Origin of the sequence: Streptomyces diastaticus subsp. diastaticus (genome assembly GCF_011170125.1) — a bacterium.
In the GTDB taxonomy this organism is placed as follows: domain Bacteria; phylum Actinomycetota; class Actinomycetes; order Streptomycetales; family Streptomycetaceae; genus Streptomyces; species Streptomyces diastaticus.
This window is the reverse complement of sequence record NZ_BLLN01000005.1, coordinates 1,752,115-1,773,050: the sequence shown is the minus strand read 5'-3', so window position 1 is coordinate 1,773,050 and position 20,936 is coordinate 1,752,115. Positions and strand designations below refer to the sequence as shown.

Here is a 20,936-nt window from a genome sequence, read left to right as displayed (position 1 = left end):
AACCGCACCAAAGGAGTCACGAGACCCATGGACGCAGTGACCAAGGTCCCCACCCCGGTCAACGAGCCGGTCCACGGCTACGCCCCCGGTTCCCCCGAGCGTGCCCGTCTGGAGGCCAAGCTCAAGGAGCTGGCCGAGAACCCCATCGAGCTGCCGATGACCATCGGCGGCGTCAAGCGCCTCGGCGCCGGTGAGAAGTTCCAGGTCGTCCAGCCCCACAACCACCAGGCCGTCCTCGGCACCGGCGCCAACGCCACCGAGCAGGACGCCCAGGACGCCGTCGACGCGGCCCTCGCCGCCGCCCCGGCCTGGCGCGCCATGTCCTTCGACGACCGCGCCGCGATCATCCTGCGCGCCGCCGAGCTGCTGTCCGGCCCCTGGCGCGAGACGCTGGCCGCCTCCACCATGCTCGGCCAGTCCAAGACCGCCCAGCAGGCCGAGATCGACACCCCCTGCGAGCTGGTCGACTTCTGGCGCTTCAACGTGCACTACGCGCGCCAGATCCTCGCCGAGCAGCCCCCGGCCAACTCCCAGGGCGTGTGGAACCGCATGGACCACCGCCCGCTGGAGGGCTTCGTCTACGCGATCACGCCGTTCAACTTCACGGCCATCGCCGCCAACCTGCCGACCGCGCCCGCGCTGATGGGCAACGTCGTCGTGTGGAAGCCGTCCCCGACGCAGACCCACGCCGCCGTGCTGCTCATGCAGCTGCTGGAGGAGGCCGGGCTGCCGAAGGGCGTCATCAACCTGGTCACCGGCGACGGCCTCGCCGTCTCCGAGGTCGCCCTGAACCACCGCGACCTGGCCGGCATCCACTTCACCGGCTCGACCAGGACCTTCCAGCACCTGTGGAAGACGGTCGGCAACAACATCGAGAAGTACCGCACCTACCCGCGCCTCGTCGGCGAGACCGGCGGCAAGGACTTCGTCGTCGCCCACCCGAGCGCCGACCCGGCGATCCTCAAGACCGCCCTGACCCGCGGCTCCTTCGAGTTCCAGGGCCAGAAGTGCTCGGCCTCCTCGCGCGCCTACGTTCCGGCCTCGATCTGGAACAACGGCTTCAAGGAGGAGTTCGCGGCCGAGGTCGACGCCATCACCATGGGTGACGTCACCGACCTGTCGAACTTCATCGGCGCCGTCATCGACGAGCGGTCCTTCGCCAAGAACAAGGCCGCCATCGACCGCGCCGCCGCCGACCCGACCTGCACCGTCATCGCGGGCGGCACCTACGACGACTCGGTCGGCTACTTCGTCCGCCCGACCGTCATCGCCTGCACGGACCCGGAGAACGAGGTCTTCACCACCGAGTACTTCGGCCCGATCCTCGCCGTCCACGTCTACGAGGACGACCAGTACGAGGCGATGCTCGACCAGATGGAGTCGGTCTCCGACTACGCGCTGACCGGTTCGGTCATCGCGGGCGACCGCGCGGCCGCCGCGTACACGATGGACAAGCTCCGCTACGCCGCCGGGAACTTCTACATCAACGACAAGTCGACCGGCGCCGTCGTCGGCCAGCAGCCCTTCGGCGGCGGCCGCGCCTCCGGCACCAACGACAAGGCCGGCGCCCCGCAGAACCTGATGCGCTGGACGCTGACCCGCGCCATCAAGGAGACGCTGGTCCCGCCGACCGACTACCGCTACCCGCACATGGGCTGACCTTCCGGCCCACCGGGCCGCCGCCCCACGCGGTGGTCCCCCCCTGTCCCGCCCCCGCCCGGTACCCCCGACCGGACGGGGGCGGTGTCATGTCCGGCGCCGGCACCTCTACGCTGCCGGTGTCCAGGCGGCGCCACGGGCCGCCGGGTGACGAGGGAGGGGACCCCGCCATGACCGCCGCCGCGCCGCCCGATCCGCACACCCACCGCCACCTGATCCGGGACGGCTGCTTCAACGTCCGCGACCTCGGCGGCCTCGGCCGCCACACCCCGGCGCCTTCGTCCGCGCCGACTCCGTCGAGAAGCTCACCGCCGACGGCTGGGCCGCCGCCCACGCCCACGGCGTACGCACCGTCCTCGACCTGCGCAACGACGACGAACAAGGCACCGACGCCACGCCCCGTCCCGACGGGATCACCACCGTGCGCCTCCCGCTGGAGGACATCGAGGACACCGCCTTCCGGGAGCCCTGGTTCACCGACTGGCGCTGGCACCCCCCTGCACTACCGGCCGTTCCTCGACCGCTTCCCCGAGCGCGTCGCCGCCAGCGCCGAGGCCCTCGCCGCCGCGCCGGGCGGCGTCGCCTTCCACTGCGCCGCCGGACGCGACCGCACCGGCCTCGTCTCCCTGCTCCTGCTCTCCCTCGCCGGCGCCACCCCCGAGGAGATCGCCGCCGACTACGCCCTCAGCGAGGAGCGGATGACCCCCGTCTTCACCGCCATGGGCCGCGCCGAGGAGGCCGCCCGGCAGGCCGCCGCCTACCGGGCCCACGCCACCAGCCCCTACGCCGAGATGCTCAAAGTCGCCCGCTGGTTCGACGGCGCCGCCTACCTGGCCGCCGCCGGAGTGCCCGGGACGACCGTCGCGGCGCTACAGGCCCGGGCCACGGGACAGGCCCGGGGCTGACACCGGGGCGGGGCACGCCGCCTCACGCCCAGCCCCGCACGATCAGCCCCAGCCCCACCGCGAACCCGCCACCGAGCAGTACGAGGTACACCCCGTACAACCGCCGCAGCCGGTGCAGCAGAAAACCGAGGAGGCCGAACGCGGCGCCCACGCCGAGCGTCCGGACGCCACGCGCCGCCGTGCTGTGCGCCAGCCACGCCCCGGCATCCGTCCGGGCCCGGCCCGCCTCGGCGGCGTACACCTTGAAGGGGACGCCGTTCCAGGGCTGGGCGTGGACCGCCCGGGCGCCGTCCCGCTCCAGCGTCACGCGGGCCTCGCTCCGCATCCGGTCCGTGGTCAGCGGCGCGGGCAGGTCGGCGCCCGCCGCCGCCAGGTGCAGTGCCAGCAGGCCGCCGGCCACGCTCCCGGCGAGCGCCGCCGACGACACCCGCAGCGCCGAGCGGGGCACCGCCGCGCACACGACGCCCAGCAGCAGCTCGGGCATCAGCGGCCAGCTCAACGCCTCCGCGCACGCCCACACGAACGCGAGCAGCGCGCCGCGCCGGGAGACCAGCGCCGCCACCCGTCGCCGCACGGCCGAGTCCCGCAGCGGCTCCGCGAGGGTACGGGCGTGCAGCGCCCCGACCGCCTCGCGGGCCTCCTCCGGGCCCGCCGACGCGTCGAGCGGGGCGCCGACGCGGACCCGGACCAGCGCCGGACGGAGCCGGCCGTGCTTGGGCAGCAGCCGCCCCGTCCCCGCGATGCCGACCGGCACCACCGGCACGCCCGCCTCCCGGGCCAGCAGCAGCGCGCCCCGGTGGAAGGTGCCGAGCCGCCCGTCGTCCGCGCCTCGCGTCCCTTCGGGGAACAGCACCACGGCGCGGCCCGCGCGCAGCTCCGCGGTCCGCTCCAGCAGGTCGCCGAGGCCGCCACCGGTCCTGCGTACCGGGAAGCCCGCCGCCAGCCGCCCGCAGACCCGGCGGCGCCAGGGGGAGGCGAACCAGTAGTCGGCGGCGGCGCCGATCAGCGGGGCGTGCCGCGCGTCCAGCGTGGCGAGCAGAGCGGCCGTGTCGGCGTGCGAGGCGTGGTTCGCGACCACCACGCAGCCGCCCGGCGGCAGCGCACCGCGCCGCTCCACCCCGCCGGTAAGGCTCAGGACGCACCACCAGAGCAGGCGGCGCAGCAGGGCGCCCGCCCGGGGCACGCGGCGTACGGTGCGGGGCGCCGCCGTGAGCCCGCCGGCCGCGCTCACGCCGTCACCATCCCGGCCAGGGCGAGCGCGACGAGCAGGGAGTCGATCCGGTCGAGGAGCCCGCCGAAACCCGGCAGCCAGCTCCCCGCGTCCTTCACCCCCGCCTCGCGCTTCACCATCGACTCCAGCAGGTCCCCGAGGACGCAGCCGCCGAGCGCCGCCGCCCACAGCCCCGCCGACCAGGCTCCCAGCGCGGCCAGCACCGCGCCCGTCGCCACCGCCGCGCCCAGCACACCCGCCCAGCTCTTCGCCGGGGAGAGCGGCGACAGCGGCCGGGCCGGCGGCCCCCGGCGGCCCAGCGCCGTCCCGCCGCACCACGCGCCGACATCCCCGAACGACACGGCCACGCCCACCGCGAGCGCCGCCGGGCCCAGCAGGACCAGACCGCAGAGCGCCACCGGTATCCACAGCAGTCCGAGGAGCGTGCGCCCCGCCCGGGTGAAGCCTCGTTCCGCGTCGCCGTCCAGCAGCGCGGGCAGTGCCGCCGCGACCAGCAGCAGCGCCACCGCCGGGAGGCCCAGCCGCTCCGGCGCCCGCCAGGCCAGCAGTGGCAGCAGCACCGCCGCCCCGGTCAGCACCGCCCCCTCGCCCCGGCCGAGCCCGGCCAGCCGCGCGTACTCGGCGACCGCCACCACCCCGAGCCCCGCCGCCAGAGCGAACGCCCCGGGCGGGCCCGCGAGGAACGCTCCCAGGAAGAGCGGCGCCGCCAGCGCCCAGGTACGCCACCGTCGCCGCAGCTCGGTGCGGAGCCGCACCCGGGCCGGGAGGGCGGCGACGGCGACCCCGCCGAGGCCCAGCGCGCCGCCGACGACGGGGGCCGCGCGAGCCAGGAGCTCGGCGGTGGCGAGGGCGGCGGTCATCGCGTTCTCCCCGTGGTCGTGGTCGTGGATGTGGCCGGCGCGCCGGGCGGGCACGGTGCGGCGGGGCTGAGCGCGGGCGCGGGCGCGGGGCGGGCGCGGAGCCCCTCGCCCGACGCGCGCCCGTCGCGGTCGGCCGCCCCCAGCTCCCGCCACAGGCGCGCCCCACGCAGCACGGCCGTGGCGGCGGAGCCCACGGCGAGCACCGCGAGGACCGGGGCGTACCAGCCGGTGGCGGCGGCCACGACGGCGAGCAGGCAGCGCTCCGTCTTGCCGACCGGCCCGCCGTTGAGCCGGACGGCCCCGGTGGCCGCCCCGGCCAGGGACACCCAGGAGGGCAGCGTCGCCGCGCAGGCGGCCAGCGCGACCAGCCAGCCCGGTGCCAGGGGCCAGAAGGCCGCGACGACCACGAGGTCGGCGGCCCGGTCACCCGTCTCGTTGAGCAGGGCGCCGCGCCGGGTGCTGCGGCCCGTGTCGCGGGCCAGCGCGCCGTCGAGGTTGGCGCAGGCGAGCCGTGCCGCGAGCAGCACCGCGACGGGCGCGCCCGCCCAGCCCGCCGGGAGCAGCGCGAGGGCGGCGCCGGCCGCCGAGGCCGCGCCGATCCCGGCGGCGGTGAGGGCGTCGGGGGAGACCCGGCGCCGGGCGAGCGCCCCGCGCACACCGGCGAGCCGGGCCGCGTACCAGGGCTTGAGTGCGTAGAGGCCGTACATGGGACCGACTCTCCCGCCGGGGTGGGGCCGCCGGAACGGTGCGGGTACTCAGAGGCCCTGAGTACGCCGGCCGGGGTGCGGGAGCGGGGCGGTGTGGGACGGGCCACTCTTCCGGAGGATGCCGTTCTGTCCAGGGAAAACCCGGCGTGAGCTGGCGCGGAAGGGGCGCGCGGGCGGCTCACCGGGGGCGTGTCCGGAAGAAGCCGTCTCAGATAGTAGGAAGTCCGAGTAACTGTGGAGACAGAAGCGCGCCCCGGGTCTAGCTTTGTAGGAGCCGAACGTCTCGCTGGAACCAGCGAATGACGGATGCGCCCCGCGCCACGAGCAGGCAATCCCTGCTGGCCCGGAGCCCCGTCCCTTCCGGCGCTTCGACCTCCCGTGCGATCGCCCGGTGGCCGCCCTCGTGGCCGCGGGTTCCGGTCGCGGGGTTCTCGATCCTGGTGCGCGGACCGGTCCGCGCCGTCCCGCCGGCGCCGTACCGGGGCCGGAGCCGTCCCGTGCGGCGCCGGCGGTCCCCGGGGCGGTCCGAAGCGTGTGCCCCGTCCCCTCAGGCCCAGCGCCACCCGCCGTTCCCGGCGATTCCGTCCGGCCCCAGCGATCCCAGCGATCTCAAAGGAGTCTCCCCATGTCCGCAGAGACGACCTCCGCCGCCCGCCGCTCCCGCCGCGCCCACCGGGCCACCGAGACCGACCGCCGCAACGCCGCCGCGGCCCTCCAGCGAGCCCTGGACCGCCGCGACAACGGCGGCGCCACCGGTCACTGAGCCGCTCGGCCCCGCACCCGCCCGGCCCTCGGTGCCGGGCGGGAGGCGTGTACCGCCCCGGACTCGCCGACCGTCCGCATCATGGACGGTCCGTGTCACCCCGTGGGACGAGGAGTAGGGTGCGACCATGTCTCGCAGCATCAATCTCGCAGTGATCCCCGGTGACGGCATCGGCCAGGAGGTCGTGGCCCAGGGTCTGAAGGTCCTCAACGCCGTCCTCCCCGAGGATGTGAAGCTGGAGACCAAGGAGTACGACCTCGGCGCGCGCCGCTGGCACCGTACGGGGGAGACCCTGCCCGACGCGGAGCTGGAGGCGCTCAAGCAGCACGACGCGATCCTCCTCGGCGCCATCGGCGACCCCTCGGTCCCCTCCGGCGTCCTGGAGCGCGGCCTGCTGCTGAAGCTCCGCTTCGCCTTCGACCACTTCGTCAACCTCCGCCCCTCGAAGCTCTTCCCGAACACCGCCACCCCGCTGGCCGGCCGTCCGGAGATCGACTTCGTGGTGGTCCGCGAGGGCACCGAGGGCCCGTACACGGGCAACGGCGGCTCGCTGCGCACCGGCACCCCCGCCGAGGTCGCCACCGAGGTCAGCGTCAACACCGCGTACGGCGTGGAGCGCGTCGTCCGCGACGCCTTCGCCCGCGCCCAGGCACGCCCTCGCAAGAAGCTCACGCTGGTCCACAAGAACAACGTGCTGGTCTTCGCCGGGCACCTCTGGAAGAACACCTTCGACAAGGTCGCCGCCGAGTACCCCGACGTCGCCACCGACTACCTGCACGTCGACGCCGCGACGATCTTCTTCGTCACCCAGCCGGAGCGGTTCGACGTCATCGTCACCGACAACCTCTTCGGCGACATCATCACCGACCTCGCCGCGGCCGTCACCGGCGGCATCGGCCTGGCCGCCTCCGGCAACGTCAACCCGACGGGTGAGTTCCCGTCGATGTTCGAACCGGTCCACGGCTCCGCCCCCGACATCGCCGGACAGGGCAAGGCCGACCCGACCGCCACCATCCTCTCCGTCGCCCTCCTGCTGCGGCACCTCGGCTACGAGGCCGAGGCCGCCCGCATCGAGGAGGCCGTCTCCGCCGACCTCGCGGAGCGCGACGGCACCGCGCGGTCCACCGACGCCGTCGGCGACGCGCTCGCCGGACGAGTAGCCGGCTGACCCGGCGCACGCACCCCGAAGCCGCCGGGTCCCCACGGGACAACCCGGCGGCTTCCCCATGGGCGGCCCCGGGTGCCGGCACCCAGAGCCCGCGCTCACCCCGTCCCGCCCGCGTACCGCCCCCGCGCCGTGCGCGCCGCGGCCCCGCGCCCACCGTTTCGTCCTCCCGTTTCCCCACCGTCCTCCGCCCGGCGCGTCGCCGCACGCGACACGGACGGCGGGGGAGGGGGCCTCCCCGGCGTTCCCTCACCGCCCCTTCCGGCGCGATAATCGAACGTGGGGCCGCGGAGAATGAGGCGATACCGGACGTCCGTGTGGCACGCAGCGGACCGGAGTGCGAGACAGCACCCCGGCCGCACGCCACGCAGAGGTACGGGCGTGAGCGCGGTCCGTCACCACCACACGTGAAGGACACCACTCATGACGACGCCGACGATCGAACTGAAGCCCTCCGCGCACCCGCTCCCGGCGGCCGAGCGCGAGGCGATCCTCGCCCGCCCCGGCTTCGGCCGGCACTTCACCGACCACATGGTCACCGTGAAGTGGACCGAGGGCCGCGGCTGGCACGACGGCCAGCTCGTCCCCTACGGACCGCTCTCCCTCGACCCCGCCACCAACGTCCTGCACTACGCCCAGGAGATCTTCGAGGGCCTGAAGGCGTACCGCCGCCCCGACGGCTCCGTGGCGACGTTCCGCCCCGACGCCAACGCCCGCCGCTTCCAGGCCTCCGCGCGCCGTCTGGCCATGCCCGAGCTGCCCGTCGAGACCTTCATCGAGGCGTGCGACCTGCTGGTCGCCCAGGACAAGGCATGGGTCCCGCCGCACGGCGGTGAGGAGTCGCTCTACCTGCGGCCCTTCATGATCGCCACGGAGGTCGGCCTCGGCGTCAGGCCCGCCGACGAGTACCTCTTCGTGGTCATCGCCTCCCCGGCCGGCGCGTACTTCCCCGGCGGCGTCAAGCCCGTCTCCATCTGGCTCTCCGAGAACCGCGTCCGCGCCGTCCCCGGCGGCGTCGGCGACGCCAAGACCGGCGGCAACTACGCCGCCTCCCTCCTCGCCCAGGCCGAGGCCGCCGCCGAGGGCTGCGACCAGGTCGCCTACCTCGACGCCGTCGAGCACAAGTGGGTCGAGGAACTGGGCGGCATGAACCTCTGCTTCGTCTACGGCGATCGTCTCGTCACCCCCGCCCTCACCGGCTCCCTCCTCGCCGGCGTCACCCGTGACACCCTCCTCTCCCTCGCCGCCGACCTCGGCCACCAGGCGGAGGAGGGTCGCGTCTCCATCGACCAGTGGCGCGAGGACAGCCGCAGCGGCGCCCTCACCGAGGTCTTCGCCTGCGGCACCGCCGCCGTCATCACCCCCGTCGGCAGGGTCAAGACCGCCACCGACGAGTGGACCCAGGGCGACGGTGAACCCGGCGAGGTCACCCTCCGCCTCCGCGAGGCCCTCCTCGCCCTCCAGACGGGGCGCGCGGAGGACCGGCACGGGTGGATGCACCCGCTGGGCTGAACCTGATCACCGAAGAGCGGCCCCGCCGGTCCGAGTGCGGACCGGCGGGGCCGCTCTTCGCCGGGCCCGAGCGCGGGGTGCTCCAGGCAGGGTCGCGCCGCCTGGGGACCGGCACGGCCGGCACGGTGGGGACGGAGGCTCGGCCGCTCATGCGATGGCCCGATCCGGTTGCCGGAGAAGGGCCGGAAACCGGCGTGTTTCCCAGGTGATTGATGGGGAGATACGACCGGTCGCAACACTGAGTAACAAGAGGTACGCATGAGGTGGAAGCCAGAGGTCCTCCAGGAACTCTCAGGCATACGGGAAGCGCTGCGAACGGCACTGGAGGCCGCGCAGCGGTGCCATGAATCACAGCAAGGTCTGGCCGTGTCGCACACGGAGGCGACCGGACAGTGGAAGGAAGCGCTGGAACAGACGCAGGGGGAGCTGAAGGGGCTGCGGGGAGAGACCCGGCAGGGCCTCCGCCTCCAGACGGAGGCCAACGCCGACCTGCGCGCCATCCGGGAGGGCGTGGCCGAGCTGTCCGCCGTCGTTCCGCTCCTCCGCGCACTCGCGGAACGAGACCGGGCGACCCAGCCCGAGGCGGCTTCGGGGGCGGGCGGCACGAAGGCCGTTCACCGGGCGGACGGGCGGGGCGCCTTCGCCCACGGTGGGAACGAACAGCATCCGGCAGCCGGCGGCATTTCTCGGGGGGACGACATGGCAGACCTCGACGGCGGCGAGCGCCCGCCGCACCACGACGACCTGAAGGCGGCGATCTGGGCCGTCTACCGAGGGGACGGGCCGCAGGCCGCCGCGCCCGCGGCGCCGCACCCCTGCGGTCCGGGCCGCTCGGGACAGGCGGGGCTCGGCCCCGAGGGCGAGCACGGGCTGCTGCTGCTTCGGGCAGCCGGTCTCGCCTCCGCCGAGCTCCTCGCGCACCGCGACACCTGGGAGTGGTTCGCCGACCTCGCCGTCGGACACCAGCACTTCCGGCATCCCTTCCAGGTCGAGGAGACCAAGGACGGACGCGTCCGGACCTCGCTGTCGGGACGCTCCCTGGTGGCCGCCCTGATCGGGCTGTGGGAGAGGATCGAGAAGGCCCCCGTGAACACGGTGGACTGGGCCATGGCCACCGCCTACTACCAGCGGGTGGCCGGTCGGCTGGTCAACCTCACCAGCCAGGGCGGGGTCATCCGCATCATCCTGGACGACGGAGCCGACGACGCGGCGGAGGACTGACCTCCCGGGGGCCTGTGGGGACTGACCTTCCCGAGACCTGTGTGGGCCGGCCTCCCGGGAACCTGTGGGGACTGGCCCCCCCCGGGAACCCGTGGCGACCGACCTCCCGGGAAGCCCAGGGGGCGGACCTCGTGGGACCCCAGGGGACGGATCTCGTGGGAACCCCCGTGGGGCCCTGGCCTGACGACGGCACGGGCCCCACGCCTCGCGGCGTCTTCGTACCGGGGGTGACGCCCTACCCGTGGGCGGAGCCTTCGGGGGCTCTCGGCCGCGCGGGCGGAGTCCCCGGGACGAGGCGAGCGCGGACCGGAAGCCGGACGAGGGGGAGAGGGGGAAGGACGTGGGATTCGCTGTGCGGGCCCTCGCGCCTTTCGCCCCCTCCACCCGCCGCACGGGAGACGCCGCGTTCGCATCCTGAGACGGGCGACCAGAGGTCGGGCGCCCTGTGGAAGACTGGTCCCGTGCCCACGTTCGCCATGATTATCGGCAGCAGGCGCGCCGGTCCGCAGTGACCGCCCCGCACCACCACGTGCGACGCGGCCACCGTGCCCCAGACCCGCGCGCAGACCTCTCGCACCCGCGAGGGGTCTTTTCGTTTGTCGGCCCCGACCGGGCCGCGGCGAGGCGCACGAGAGGATGGGGGCAAGTGGAGCCAAGCATTCCGGAGCCACTCACCCGACAGGAGTCACCACCGCATGACCAGCCAGGCCACCCCCGAGGAACCCGCTGACCGCGCCCCGTCGGCCGCGACGGAACCGCAGGTCGCGCGCGACGTACGAGGCGGTGACGGGGCGCGCCCCGCGTCCGCCGGAACCCACGTCGCCGTGCCGGACACCGCCGCCGTGGACGCCGCCGTCGCGCGCCCCCTGCACATCTTCGACACCACGCTCCGCGACGGCGCCCAGCGCGAGGGCATCAACCTCAGCGTCGCCGACAAGCTGACGATCGCCCGGCACCTGGACGACTTCGGGGTGGGCTTCATCGAGGGCGGCTGGCCCGGGGCGAACCCGCGCGACACCGAGTTCTTCGCCCGCGCCCGCGAGGAGATCACCTTCCGCAACGCGCAACTCGTCGCCTTCGGCGCGACCCGCCGCGCGGGCGGCAGCGCCGCCGACGACCTCCAGGTCAAGGCACTCCTCGACTCGGGTGCCCCGGTCGTCACCCTGGTCGCCAAGGCGCACGACCGCCACGTCGAGCTGGCCCTGCGCACCACCCTCGACGAGAACCTCGCCATGGTCCGCGACACCGTGGCGTACCTGCGCGACCAGGGCCGCCGGGTCTTCGTCGACTGCGAGCACTTCTTCGACGGCTACGCCGCCAACCCGGCGTACGCCAAGTCGGTGGTCCGGGCCGCGAGCGAGGCGGGCGCCGATGTCGTCGTCCTCTGCGACACCAACGGCGGGATGCTGCCCGCGCAGATCCAGGCCGTCACCGCCACCGTCCTCGCCGACACCGGTGCACGCCTCGGCGTCCACGCCCAGGACGACACCGGCTGCGCCGTGGCCAACACCCTCGCCGCCGTCGACGCGGGCGCCACCCACGTCCAGTGCACCGCCAACGGCTACGGCGAACGCGTCGGCAACGCCAACCTCTTCCCGGTCGTCGCCGCCCTGGAGCTGAAGTACGGCCGCACCGTCCTGCCCGAGGGCGCCCTCGCCGAGATGACCCGCATCTCGCACGCCATCGCCGAGGTCGTCAACCTCACCCCCTCCACGCACCAGCCCTACGTCGGCGTCTCCGCCTTCGCCCACAAGGCCGGCCTGCACGCCTCCGCGATCAAGGTCGATCCCGACCTGTACCAGCACATCGACCCGGAGCTGGTCGGCAACCGCATCCGGATGCTCGTCTCCGACATGGCCGGCCGCGCCTCCATCGAGCTGAAGGGCAAGGAGCTGGGGATCGACCTCGGCGAGGACCGTGCCCTGGTCGGCCGTGTCGTGGAGCGGGTCAAGGAGCGCGAGCTGGCCGGCTACTCCTACGAGGCCGCCGACGCCTCCTTCGAACTCCTCCTCCGCGACGAGCTGCGCCGCGGTGCCCACGGGGGAGCGGAGGGCGAGGCCCCGTCCCGGTTCTTCCGCGTCGAGTCGTGGCGGGCGATCACCGAGGACCGTCCCGACGGCACGCACGCCAACGAGGCGACCGTGAAGCTCTGGGCCAAGGGCGAGCGCATCCTCGCCACCGCCGAGGGCAACGGCCCCGTCAACGCCCTGGACCGCGCCCTGCGCGTCGCCCTGGAGCGGATCTATCCGCAGCTCGCCAAGTTCGAACTGCGGGACTACAAGGTCCGCATCCTGGAGGGCCGCTCCGGCACCGAGTCCACCACCCGGGTCCTGATCTCCACCGGTGACGGGGACGGCGAGTGGTCCACGGTCGGCGTCGCCGAGAACGTCATCGCCGCCTCCTGGCACGCCCTGGAGGACGCCTACACCTACGGCCTGCTCCGGGCCGGCGTCGCGCCCGTCGAGTAGTCCCCGCCGAGGCGGCGGGGCCCTCCCCGGCCCCGCCGCCCGGTCGCGTCCGCCGCCCCGCCTCGCGGGCCTCCCGCCCGCCCGTCCGACGCGCTTCGCCCCGACCCGGGTTAGCGTGGGGGTATGAGGCGAGCCGCAGTCCGCCAGTCCGTACGCCGGGGCGCCCTCATGGTGTCCGGGCCTCTTCTCGTGCTGGGCACCGCCGGAGCGACGGCCGTGCCCGCCGCGGCCGCGCCGTCCGCGCACTCCCCGGCCGTCGCCGCCGCCCCGGAGCGGGCCCCCGGCCGCGCGACCGTCTCCGAGGTCGCCACGGCCTGGCGCGAGGGTCCCGTCTTCGTGGACCCGGACGTCTCGGACCAGCTCTCCGACGTCCAGGCGCGCGATCTCTCCCAGGAGATCCAGGAGAGCGACAAGGCGATCTTCGTCGCGGTCCTCCCCGCCACCTTCACCGACGACGTCGACCGGACGATGAACGACCTGCGCGGCGACACCGGCATCACCGGCCTGTACGTGCTGCGCATCGGTGACGACCTGCACGTCCGCGCCGACCGGTCGGTCCTGTCCCCGCAGGCCACCCAGAACCTCCAGTCCCGGTTCCAGGGCACCACCCCGGCTGCCGACCAGCTCTCCGGCCTGGTCGGCAACGCCACCCAGAACATGGGCGGCCGCGCCCCCGCCTCCTGGTCCGCCCGCGAAGGCGTACCCGGCTCGACCTGGCTCGGCCTCGGCATCGCCGCCGTGGTCGTCGGCGGTGCCGCCTACACGCTGACGCGGCGTACCAAGAACCGGCGTGCGCAGGCCCAGCGGGAGGCGCTCGACAAGCTGCGGGTGGTGGTGGACGAGGACATCACCGCGTTCGGCGAAGAGCTGGAGCGGCTCGACTTCCGGCCCTCGGAGCCCGGCGCCACCGACGAGATGCGCGGCGACTACGAGCGCGCCCTCGACGCGTACGAGAACGCCAAGTCCCTCATGGACCACGCGGGGAAACCCGAGGACGTGCGGGAGGTGACCAAGGCGCTGGAGGACGGCCGGTTCGCGCTCGCCGTGCTCGACGCCCGCCGCGATGGCCGCGAACTGCCCGTGCGCCGCTCGCCGTGCTTCTTCGACCCGCGCCACGGCCTCTCGGTCGCCGACGTCACCTGGGCCCCGGCCGGCGGCGCGCCCCGAGAGGTGCCCGTCTGCGCGGCGGACCAGGCGCGGCTGGAGCAGGGCGAGGCGCCCGAGATCCGCACCGTCGAGTCCGACGGGGGAGGCCGCCGCCCGTACTGGGAGGCAGGTCCGGCGTACGGCCCGTGGGCGGGCGGCTACTTCGGTGGCGGCCTGCTGCCGGGCCTGCTCGCCGGCACGATGCTCGGCCACATGATGATGACCCCCGCCTACGCCGCCGACTACGGCTCGGCCGAGGGCTTCGGCGACGGCGGGGCGGGCGGCGGTTACGAGGGCGGCGACGTCTCCGGCTCCGACTTCGACCCCGGCGACTTCGGCGGTGGCTTCGGCGACGGCGGCGGTTTCGGCGGTGGAGGCGGCGACTTCGGTGGCGGCTTCTGACCCCGGCGGCTCAGCGGTGACGAGTCCGGGGGCGCCCGCAGCACGAAGCGGCGCCCCCGGCCCGGCTCACCCCCCGGCGAACACCCGGGCGGCCGCCGTGCCCAGCGTCGAGGGGCCGAGCCCGTTGGGCCCGATCCCGCGCGGCGCGGCCTCGATCACGCGCCGCACGCCGGGGGAGTGGTGGCTCAGGTCCTCCTCCTTGTACCGCACGCAGCCCCGGTGCCAGGTCAGGATGGCCGACAGCCAGTTCTCCAACTGGCGCACATACCCGTCCAGCACCTTCCTGGCCGCCGCGTCCAGTTGGAAATCCTCGTACAGCACGGGCAGTTCGTGGGCGACGATGTGCTGGAACTGTTCCAGCCGCGCGTTCATCAGCGCGTCCACGTACGCCAGCCCGGTCGGGTAGTCGCAGTCGAAGAAGTTCTGGGTGACGAGGACGGCGTTGTGGATCTCGCCCTCGAACTCCACTTCCTTCTGGTAAGAGAAGACGTCGTTGATCAGTGCGCCGTAGTCCGAGACGGCCTTCTCCATCGCCTGGACGGTGCCCGAGCGGTACACCTCCTCCGGCACGATGTTGCCGTGGCGCAGCCTGCACAGGCTCATCGTCAGGTCCGAGCCGAAGGTGGCACGGCGCATCTCCATGTAGTCGATCGGGTCGGGGATGCGGCCGATCGCCTGGTTGTCCAGCTCCCAGACCCAGCTGTCGAGCATGACCTCGATGGTCTTACGGAACTCGCGGCGCGCCTTCTCCGGCATCGCCGAGGCGGTCCGCACCCACAGGTCGGCGAGCGAGCGCTCCAGGGCACTGGTCGGCACCGGCCCCGCCGACGGCTGCTCGACCGGCATGAAGTCCCGCAGCCGGTCCGTGCAGACCTTGGCCCCGGCGAAGTTCCGGGTGCGGCCGAAGACGGCCGGGTAGTAGTCGTCGCCGTACGTGCCCCAGGTCAGCCACTGCGAGGCGAGGTCCAGCTCCTCCAGGTCGGCTTCCGGGTGCAGCCCGGCCGCGCAGAGCGGGAAGTCGTACCCGGCCAGCGCCTCCTCGTCCCACACGTCCGAACCGGGCACCCCCGGCTGCGGCACGAGCAGCCCCATCCGGTGCGCCCACTCCACCGTGTCGACCCGGGACTGTTCCATCGCCGGCGAGAGCCGCGTCGGGAACGGAAGCTTGAAGTCCGGCAGCAGGGAGGCCCCGGTCCTCTGGTACGGCACGTGCGAGAAGCTGCGCGCCCGCTGCCGCGCCGGACGCCCGAAGAACGACCGCACGTCCAGCGCGGAGGTGCCCAGCGTCCCGCCCAGCAGCGCCGCCGCCAGCGCCCCCGGCGAACCACCCGGTGTCGGCGGTGCCTCCCCGCCGTCGACCGCGCCCTCGTTCATGTAACGGCTGGAGCGCATGTGCCACTCGTGGCCGCCCGACTGCCAGTCCTGGAGCCCCTTCACGTACGCCAGCACCGAGGCGGACTCGGCCGGATTCAGCCCCTTGTCGGCGAAGAGCGGCCCCAGTTCGGTCAGCGCGGTGTTCTCGAACTGCTGGAGCCGTGAGGTCAGCAGGTCGTTGACGGCCTCGGCCGCCTCCTGCGTGGTGCACTCCAGGAACCGTTCCAGCACGAGGACGCCGTTGCTCAGCTCGCCCTCCTCCTCGACCTCCCGCTGGTAGGAGAAGAGGTCGTTGCGCAGGTGGACGCCGTCCGAGAAGGCGTCGGTCAGCACGCGCAGGGGCCGCGAGTACGCCACCGCCTCCGGCACCTCGGCCTGCGCCGCGTACTCGATCAGCCCCGCCGACCACGGCGCGCCGCCGACCTTGCGGCGCATCTCGATGTACTCCAGCGGGTTGGAGACGCGGCCCGCGTTGATGTTGGACAGCTCCCACATCGACTCGTTGAGCAGGTTCTCCGTGGAGAGCGCGAAGCGGCGCCGCCAGTCCTCGGACATCGCCGGAACCGTCCGCGCCCACAGGTCCGCGAGCCCCGCCTCCACCGGATTCCGAGGCTCCGGGAAACCGTCGGCCAGATCCATCGGCATGAACGCCGGCAGCCGCTCCAGGTACGCCTTCGCGCCCTCACGGTCCTGCGTCCGCTTGAACAGTTCCAGGAAGTGGTCGTCGAAGAAGAAGACCCACACGTACCAGTCGGTCACCAGCGACAACGCCGGCCCGTCGCAGTCCGGATGCGTGTACGCGCACAGCAGCGCGTAGTCATGGGCCTCCAGGTCGGCCAGGTCCCAGACGCCCGACCCCTCCAGCATCCCCATCTCGTCCGCCCACTCCCGGGCGTGTGCGCGCGCCTCTTCCAGATGGGGGTTGAGCCGCGCCGGGTACGGCACGTAGAAATCGGGCAGGACAAAGGGCTGTGTCACAGTCGGGCCTTCCACACGGTGATTCCGGCGGCCCGATCACTACCCGCCCGTCCGACCGGTCAGCCGGACGGCGGTGTTGTCATACGAGTGGACCGGCGGTCGCGTGTACGAACGCCGCCCAGGCGGCGGGGGCGACGTCGAGGACGGGGCCTGCCGGGACCTTGGAGTCGCGGACGTGGACGGTGGTGGGGTGGGCGGCGACCTCTACGCAGTTGCCGCCCTCGCTCCCGCTGTAGCTGGACTTGCGCCAGTCGTAGGCGACCTCGATGCAGTTGCCACCCGCGTCGCTGCTGTAGCTGGACTTGAACCAAGAGAGTGGCTGGCTAAGCGAAGGGGCGCCGGTCATTTCACTCCAAGCAGTGTGTTCAGCAGGTCCTTTGTCTTCTGAGGTGAGAGGGCCTGCGCCCGCAGCATCCCATACTTCTGTTGGTACGCACTGACCTCATCTTGGTCGTCCACCATGAAGCCCCTGTGGTGTCCCTCGATGTAGGCGAGGTGGTCGTGGTCCGGCGTTTCCAGCAGAACGAGGGGACCGGCCAGCCCTGCGTGGGCGTCAGTGTTCGTTGGCATGACTTGGAGACTCAGACAGGGCAGGTCGGCGCAGTCTCGGAGATGCTGGATCTGTTGTGACATCGCCTGCGGGTCGCCCAAGTGCCTTAGCAGCACGCTCTCCTCAATGATGAAGCTCATCATCGGAGGAATATCGCGAGACAGTATCTGCTTCCTGTCGACACGGGCTTGCACCGCTTCTTCCAGGCCCTGCGTTGTCAAGGGCGGATACGCGTTGCCGAACACGGTCCGTGCGTATTCCGACGTTTGCAGCAGGCCGGGGATGACGTGGCTCTCGTACGAGAGGATGGTGACGGCCGTTTGCTCGTGCTCGATGAAGTCCTGGGCGAACAGCGGATACCGCTCGTGCGTCGGGATCGTCGACACCGCTGTGCTCAGTGCGCGTTTGGTCTCCAGGATCGTGTCCAGCCGCTCGGCCAAGTCGGCCTGTAGCCGTCGTCTGCCCTGCTCGACGGAGGAGACCGTGTCCTCGCCGACCCTCGCCAGGTCCGCCAGTTGCCCCTGGGTCAGCCCCGCCACCCGCCGGAACTCGGCCAGTTGTTTGCCGAGCACTTCCCACGACGTGACCTTCTTGCTGGACTTCTTTCGCTGCTGCATACGCACTCCATCTCCCGACGCGCCCCGTCGCGCACCCGGCACGACCCGTACAACGGATTTGTACGGGTCGACGCCCTGCACAAGGCTAGTGACGTTGGGTGACCTTAGGAGGGTGGAAACCGAAACCCGACTCCCCGCGCGCTGCGAGCGCTTCTACCGCCGCGAGCGCCGATCCGTCCCCGCAGCCAGGGACTTCACCGCCGCCGTGCTGGACGACTGGGACGCCCGCGTGCCCCGCGACGACGTCTTGCTCTGCGTGAGCGAACTGGCCACCAACGCCCTGCTCCACGGCGTCCCGCCGGGACGCGGCTTCCGGCTCTTCGTGCTCCGGGCCGACGACGGCGGCGTACGCGTCGAGGTCCACGACAGTGGCGACGGGCACCCCGCGACCCGCGCCCCCGGCGACGAGGCCGAGTCCGGCCGGGGCCTGCTCCTGGTCTCCGCCCTCGCCGACGACTGGGGGGTGGGGGAGCGCGACCCGGGCAAGAGCGTCTGGTGCTCCTTCCGTCCTCTGCCCGTCCACCACTTGGGAAGGTGACCCCCCTCAGTTCCTCCACCGGGTGTCGGGTCCGCCGGGCGGCCTCGACGGAGCGCCGGCGGAGGGGGCTTGTGCTCGGCAAGGGACCGCCGAGGCGGCCGGAGCCGCTCGGCCCCCAGAACGGCCGGCCCCCGGCCCCGGGTGCCGTCGCCGGGTACCGCGTGGTCCCGCCGGGCCGCGCCGCCCTCACCGTTCCGGCGCCTCCGCACGGTCACCTCGGCCCGGTGACCGGCCGCGACCCCCTCCCGGAGGCCGCCGGCCAGTGCCTCGGCGACGTGATCGCGGCCAGTGTGCGGACGTGCGCGCCGAAGGGGGCGAAACCTCGCCTCACCAGGGCCCCTCATCCCGGTACGACGCGGGCGCCGGGTCCCAGAGCTGGTCGTGCCGGGCCACCACGCGCCGCAGTTCGCGCGCCCCGCGCCGTGACAGGGCGCGGGCGACCCGGTCCAGCGACTCCCGGGCCTCCCACGGGTCTGGGCAGCAGTAACAGGGGGCGCACCCGGCGTGCGGCCACGTGCGCCCCCTCGGCAACCTCACATGCCCGGCCCAGGCGCGTACGGCCTCGGCCACGGCGCCCGGCCACAGACAATTCCGCGAGCGCTCCAGTCGGGCCACCTCGGCCGAGGTCCCGCCCGACAGCCCGTCGATCACGGGTGACTTCTCGTAGGGCCTGCGCGGCCGGGGAAGTCCGGCTCGCACCCTGCCCGGCGGCTTACGCGGCACGGGCCTTTCGGCAGGTCGTCATAAGGGCCAGCCTGGCACGGAGCCGCTCCGGCCGTCCGATCATTTTTCCGGGGTACCACCTTCCCGGGTTCGGGCTCGTCGGGGCGCACGGTCCCGGCTTGACCCTCACGCGGCGTGAGGCCGGACGCTGGGGCACATGAGCGACTACTACGACGCGTTCGAGATCAGTCCCGTGCCCGCTCCCGGCCCCGACGCGGTGCCGCCGGAGCCCTTCCGGGGCATCTACGGGATGCCCGCCTTCGTGAACGTCCCCACGACCGACCTGGCGGCGTCGGTGGAGTTCTGGACCCGGGGTCTCGGCTTCTTCGAGCTGTTCGTGGTCCCCGGCACGCTCGTGCATCTGCGCCGGTGGGCCTTCCAGGACGTGCTGCTGGTCGCGGCGCCGAGCGTCCCGGAGCAGCCGCCCGCGATGAGCTTCAGCTTCTCCGGCGTGCTCGACCAGGTCGACTCCCTCGCCGCGGCCTGCCGCGCGCTGCGCCCGGACGCGGTCGACGGGCCCCGGGACACGCCCTGGAACACCCGCGACGTGGAGGTCGTCACCCCCGAGAACGCACGGGTCGTCCTCACCGCCGCGAAGCCCTTCGACCCGGCCGGCCAGGAGGCGCGGAACCTCGCGGCCATGGGCATCACCCCGCCCGGCGACGGTCCCGGCGGGAGGCATGGCTGACACCCCTGGCGCCGGCGGCCCGGCCGTGGGGCAGGTCTCGGCGCGCCTGGACGTGACGGTCCGCACGCTGCCGCCGCCGTGGCCGGCGTCCCTCGCGACCGGTGGGCCCGCACCGGTCGCTCGTACGGCCCGGGGCACTCCGGCGCGCCCTGTCGCTCCGCCGCCCGCACCGGGTCGGCGCCGGCCGGTCCACCCCGTCGTCACGCGTACGGACCGTCCCACCGCCCGGCGCCGGCAGCGCGGCCCCGGCCCGGACGCCTCAGTGATCACATCGTGTCCCGCACCGCGCACAACCTCGCACGGCCCTCTCATGTCCCACCATTGGCCGAGAGACCGAGCTCCGGCCGGGGCGCCTGCGCGCCTGTCCACGCGGTGGCGAGAGGTCGGGTCGGGTTCGATGACGCGGAAGACGATGTGGAGAACGGCGGTGGCCGGCGGAGCGGCGGTCGTGTTCACCGGACTGACGGCGGTGCCGGCCGGGGCGGCGGAGGGCGGTGTCTCCTTCACCAGGGTCAAGGTGAACAGCGGCAAGCCGATCGTGATCGGGGTGAAGGAAGAGGTCGAGGTACCCGCCTCCGGCCGGATGACGACCGAACTCACGTTCAAGGGCGTCCCCATGGTGCACCCCTACCGGGGGAAGCTCGGGAAGGGGGAAGAGCTCTGGAGCGCCCTCGGGGGCGGCGACCCCGAGGTCGTGGACCCCGTGAAGGGCGTCTACGACTTCGCCGTGGCGTTCTCCATCCACCCGCGGCACGCCGGCCTCAAGAACAAGGACGCCGGCACCTGGAAGACGTGCGCCCGGATCTCGCTGGCCGGCGGCGGCCACGACGTGGACGACGAGAACCTGCCGCTACAGGTCAAGCGGGCCACCCGCCTCACCGTCAACGCCTCGCCGGAGCCGGTGACCAAGGGCAAGACCCTCACCGTGACCGGGACCGTCACCCGCGCCGATTGGGACAAGCACACCTACCAGGGCTACGCCGGCCGCACCGTCAGCCTCCAGTTCAGGCCCGCGGGAGCCTCCTCGTACAAGACGGTCAAGAAGGCGAGGTCGAACAGCAAGGGCGCCCTCAAGACCATGGTCAAGGCCACCGGGACGGGGACGTGGCGCTGGACGTACCACGGCAACTCGACCTCCGGAGCGAGGTCGTCGAGCGGGGACCACGTCGCCGTGAAGTAGCAGCGGGTAGCTCCCGTCCGGCCCCCGCGAAGGCGACCGCTGCGGAACAGGCCGCCCGGGTGGGCGATCAGACGGGCGGCGGGGCCGGATTCCTCCTCCGCACCGAGGACTCCGCGGGCGAGCACGCCCCGCCGCGCGCCGCCGGGGCGGCCTTCGAGGAGGCACCCCGGCGGGAGACACACGGGATCGTGGCCGTCTTCCGTGACCCGCACGGGGACCGGTCGGGCCTGCTTCAGGCGGGGTGCGTAC

17 protein-coding genes and 1 pseudogene are annotated in these 20,936 nt (G+C 73.5%); 12 read left to right on the top strand and 6 right to left on the bottom strand.

The genetic code is table 11. The annotated features are described in order from the left end of the window. The first annotated feature begins 27 nt into the window (after positions 1-27). From pruA to Sdia_RS30415, 3 genes and pseudogenes are all read left to right on the top strand, one after another. Complete coding sequence (gene pruA, locus Sdia_RS25040; RefSeq protein ID WP_100455087.1) at positions 28-1,659, top strand: L-glutamate gamma-semialdehyde dehydrogenase; 1,632 nt, start codon at positions 28-30, stop codon at positions 1,657-1,659. A 226-nt stretch (positions 1,660-1,885) separates the two neighbouring features. Then, positions 1,886-2,038: pseudogene (locus tag Sdia_RS30420) on the top strand (tyrosine-protein phosphatase); the annotation flags it as partial. A gap of 118 nt (positions 2,039-2,156) precedes the next feature. Further along, on the top strand, positions 2,157-2,564 hold the full coding sequence (locus tag Sdia_RS30415) for a tyrosine-protein phosphatase (RefSeq protein WP_258565543.1): 408 nt from the start codon (positions 2,157-2,159) through the stop codon (positions 2,562-2,564). Positions 2,565-2,586: 22 nt separating this feature from the next. On the opposite strand, the gene Sdia_RS25030 is transcribed toward Sdia_RS30415, so the two are convergent. Genes Sdia_RS25030 through Sdia_RS25020 form a run of 3 tightly spaced genes read right to left on the bottom strand, consistent with a single transcriptional unit; the run spans position 2,587 to position 5,362 of the window. Next, positions 2,587-3,795 (bottom strand): lysophospholipid acyltransferase family protein, encoded by a 1,209-nt coding sequence (locus Sdia_RS25030; protein ID WP_100455088.1) that lies wholly within the window; start codon positions 3,793-3,795, stop codon positions 2,587-2,589. Continuing rightward, a complete protein-coding gene (locus tag Sdia_RS25025; RefSeq protein WP_100455089.1) occupies positions 3,792-4,655 on the bottom strand; it encodes a phosphatidate cytidylyltransferase in 864 nt (287 codons plus the stop codon). Before Sdia_RS25025 ends, Sdia_RS25030 begins: the two co-directional genes overlap by 4 nt. Further along, positions 4,652-5,362, bottom strand: coding sequence for a CDP-alcohol phosphatidyltransferase family protein (locus Sdia_RS25020; RefSeq protein WP_185393441.1), 711 nt, complete (start codon positions 5,360-5,362; stop codon positions 4,652-4,654). Before Sdia_RS25020 ends, Sdia_RS25025 begins: the two co-directional genes overlap by 4 nt. A 625-nt stretch (positions 5,363-5,987) precedes the next feature. Here Sdia_RS25020 and Sdia_RS25015 point away from each other — a divergent pair. From Sdia_RS25015 to Sdia_RS24990, 6 genes are all read left to right on the top strand, one after another. Then, positions 5,988-6,125, top strand: coding sequence for a hypothetical protein (locus Sdia_RS25015; RefSeq protein WP_164495069.1), 138 nt, complete (start codon positions 5,988-5,990; stop codon positions 6,123-6,125). Between the two features lie 127 nt (positions 6,126-6,252). Further along, complete coding sequence (locus Sdia_RS25010) at positions 6,253-7,293, top strand: 3-isopropylmalate dehydrogenase (protein ID WP_115068125.1); 1,041 nt, start codon at positions 6,253-6,255, stop codon at positions 7,291-7,293. A 420-nt stretch (positions 7,294-7,713) separates the two neighbouring features. After that, positions 7,714-8,802: a branched-chain amino acid aminotransferase gene (locus tag Sdia_RS25005; protein ID WP_100455091.1), complete on the top strand. Its 1,089-nt coding sequence runs from the start codon at positions 7,714-7,716 to the stop codon at positions 8,800-8,802. A gap of 366 nt (positions 8,803-9,168) precedes the next feature. After that, a complete protein-coding gene (locus Sdia_RS25000; RefSeq protein ID WP_115068126.1) occupies positions 9,169-10,023 on the top strand; it encodes a hypothetical protein in 855 nt (284 codons plus the stop codon). A 695-nt stretch (positions 10,024-10,718) separates the two neighbouring features. Beyond that, positions 10,719-12,491, top strand: coding sequence for a citramalate synthase (gene cimA / locus Sdia_RS24995; protein ID WP_229830062.1), 1,773 nt, complete (start codon positions 10,719-10,721; stop codon positions 12,489-12,491). Positions 12,492-12,680: 189 nt separating this feature from the next. Then, on the top strand, positions 12,681-14,039 hold the full coding sequence (locus Sdia_RS24990) for a hypothetical protein (RefSeq protein ID WP_100455093.1): 1,359 nt from the start codon (positions 12,681-12,683) through the stop codon (positions 14,037-14,039). A 66-nt stretch (positions 14,040-14,105) separates the two neighbouring features. Here the strand turns inward: Sdia_RS24990 and Sdia_RS24985 are convergent, their stop codons facing one another. The 3 genes from Sdia_RS24985 to Sdia_RS24975 form a co-directional block, all read right to left on the bottom strand. Then, on the bottom strand, positions 14,106-16,391 hold the full coding sequence (locus tag Sdia_RS24985) for a terpene synthase family protein (RefSeq protein WP_164495070.1): 2,286 nt from the start codon (positions 16,389-16,391) through the stop codon (positions 14,106-14,108). A gap of 79 nt (positions 16,392-16,470) precedes the next feature. Then, positions 16,471-16,737: a DUF397 domain-containing protein gene (locus tag Sdia_RS24980; protein WP_115068127.1), complete on the bottom strand. Its 267-nt coding sequence runs from the start codon at positions 16,735-16,737 to the stop codon at positions 16,471-16,473. Continuing rightward, positions 16,734-17,558, bottom strand: coding sequence for a helix-turn-helix domain-containing protein (locus tag Sdia_RS24975; RefSeq protein WP_185393442.1), 825 nt, complete (start codon positions 17,556-17,558; stop codon positions 16,734-16,736). Before Sdia_RS24975 ends, Sdia_RS24980 begins: the two co-directional genes overlap by 4 nt. A 112-nt stretch (positions 17,559-17,670) precedes the next feature. Here Sdia_RS24975 and Sdia_RS24970 point away from each other — a divergent pair, with 112 nt between their 5' ends. The 3 genes from Sdia_RS24970 to Sdia_RS24960 all read left to right on the top strand — a co-directional run bounded on the left by Sdia_RS24970 (position 17,671) and on the right by Sdia_RS24960 (position 20,687). After that, positions 17,671-18,096: an ATP-binding protein gene (locus tag Sdia_RS24970; RefSeq protein ID WP_115068129.1), complete on the top strand. Its 426-nt coding sequence runs from the start codon at positions 17,671-17,673 to the stop codon at positions 18,094-18,096. 880 nt (positions 18,097-18,976) lie between these two features. After that, the gene (locus tag Sdia_RS24965; protein WP_100455098.1) at positions 18,977-19,507 is read left to right on the top strand and encodes a VOC family protein; all 531 of its coding nucleotides are present in this window, start codon (positions 18,977-18,979) and stop codon (positions 19,505-19,507) included. Positions 19,508-19,904: 397 nt separating this feature from the next. Further along, positions 19,905-20,687 (top strand): hypothetical protein, encoded by a 783-nt coding sequence (locus Sdia_RS24960; protein WP_229831699.1) that lies wholly within the window; start codon positions 19,905-19,907, stop codon positions 20,685-20,687. Positions 20,688-20,936: the final 249 nt, after the last annotated feature.

Coding starts and splice junctions, on each gene's coding strand:
- pruA (WP_100455087.1), top strand. CDS start 28: ATGGACGCAGTGACCAAGGTCCCCACCCCGGTCAACGAGCCGGTCCAC.
- Sdia_RS25025 (WP_100455089.1), bottom strand. CDS start 4,655: ATGACCGCCGCCCTCGCCACCGCCGAGCTCCTGGCTCGCGCGGCCCCC.
- Sdia_RS25020 (WP_185393441.1), bottom strand. CDS start 5,362: ATGTACGGCCTCTACGCACTCAAGCCCTGGTACGCGGCCCGGCTCGCC.
- Sdia_RS25015 (WP_164495069.1), top strand. CDS start 5,988: ATGTCCGCAGAGACGACCTCCGCCGCCCGCCGCTCCCGCCGCGCCCAC.
- Sdia_RS25010 (WP_115068125.1), top strand. CDS start 6,253: ATGTCTCGCAGCATCAATCTCGCAGTGATCCCCGGTGACGGCATCGGC.
- Sdia_RS25005 (WP_100455091.1), top strand. CDS start 7,714: ATGACGACGCCGACGATCGAACTGAAGCCCTCCGCGCACCCGCTCCCG.
- cimA (WP_229830062.1), top strand. CDS start 10,719: ATGACCAGCCAGGCCACCCCCGAGGAACCCGCTGACCGCGCCCCGTCG.
- Sdia_RS24980 (WP_115068127.1), bottom strand. CDS start 16,737: ATGACCGGCGCCCCTTCGCTTAGCCAGCCACTCTCTTGGTTCAAGTCC.
- Sdia_RS24975 (WP_185393442.1), bottom strand. CDS start 17,558: ATGCAGCAGCGAAAGAAGTCCAGCAAGAAGGTCACGTCGTGGGAAGTG.
- Sdia_RS24965 (WP_100455098.1), top strand. CDS start 18,977: ATGAGCGACTACTACGACGCGTTCGAGATCAGTCCCGTGCCCGCTCCC.
- Sdia_RS24960 (WP_229831699.1), top strand. CDS start 19,905: ATGACGCGGAAGACGATGTGGAGAACGGCGGTGGCCGGCGGAGCGGCG.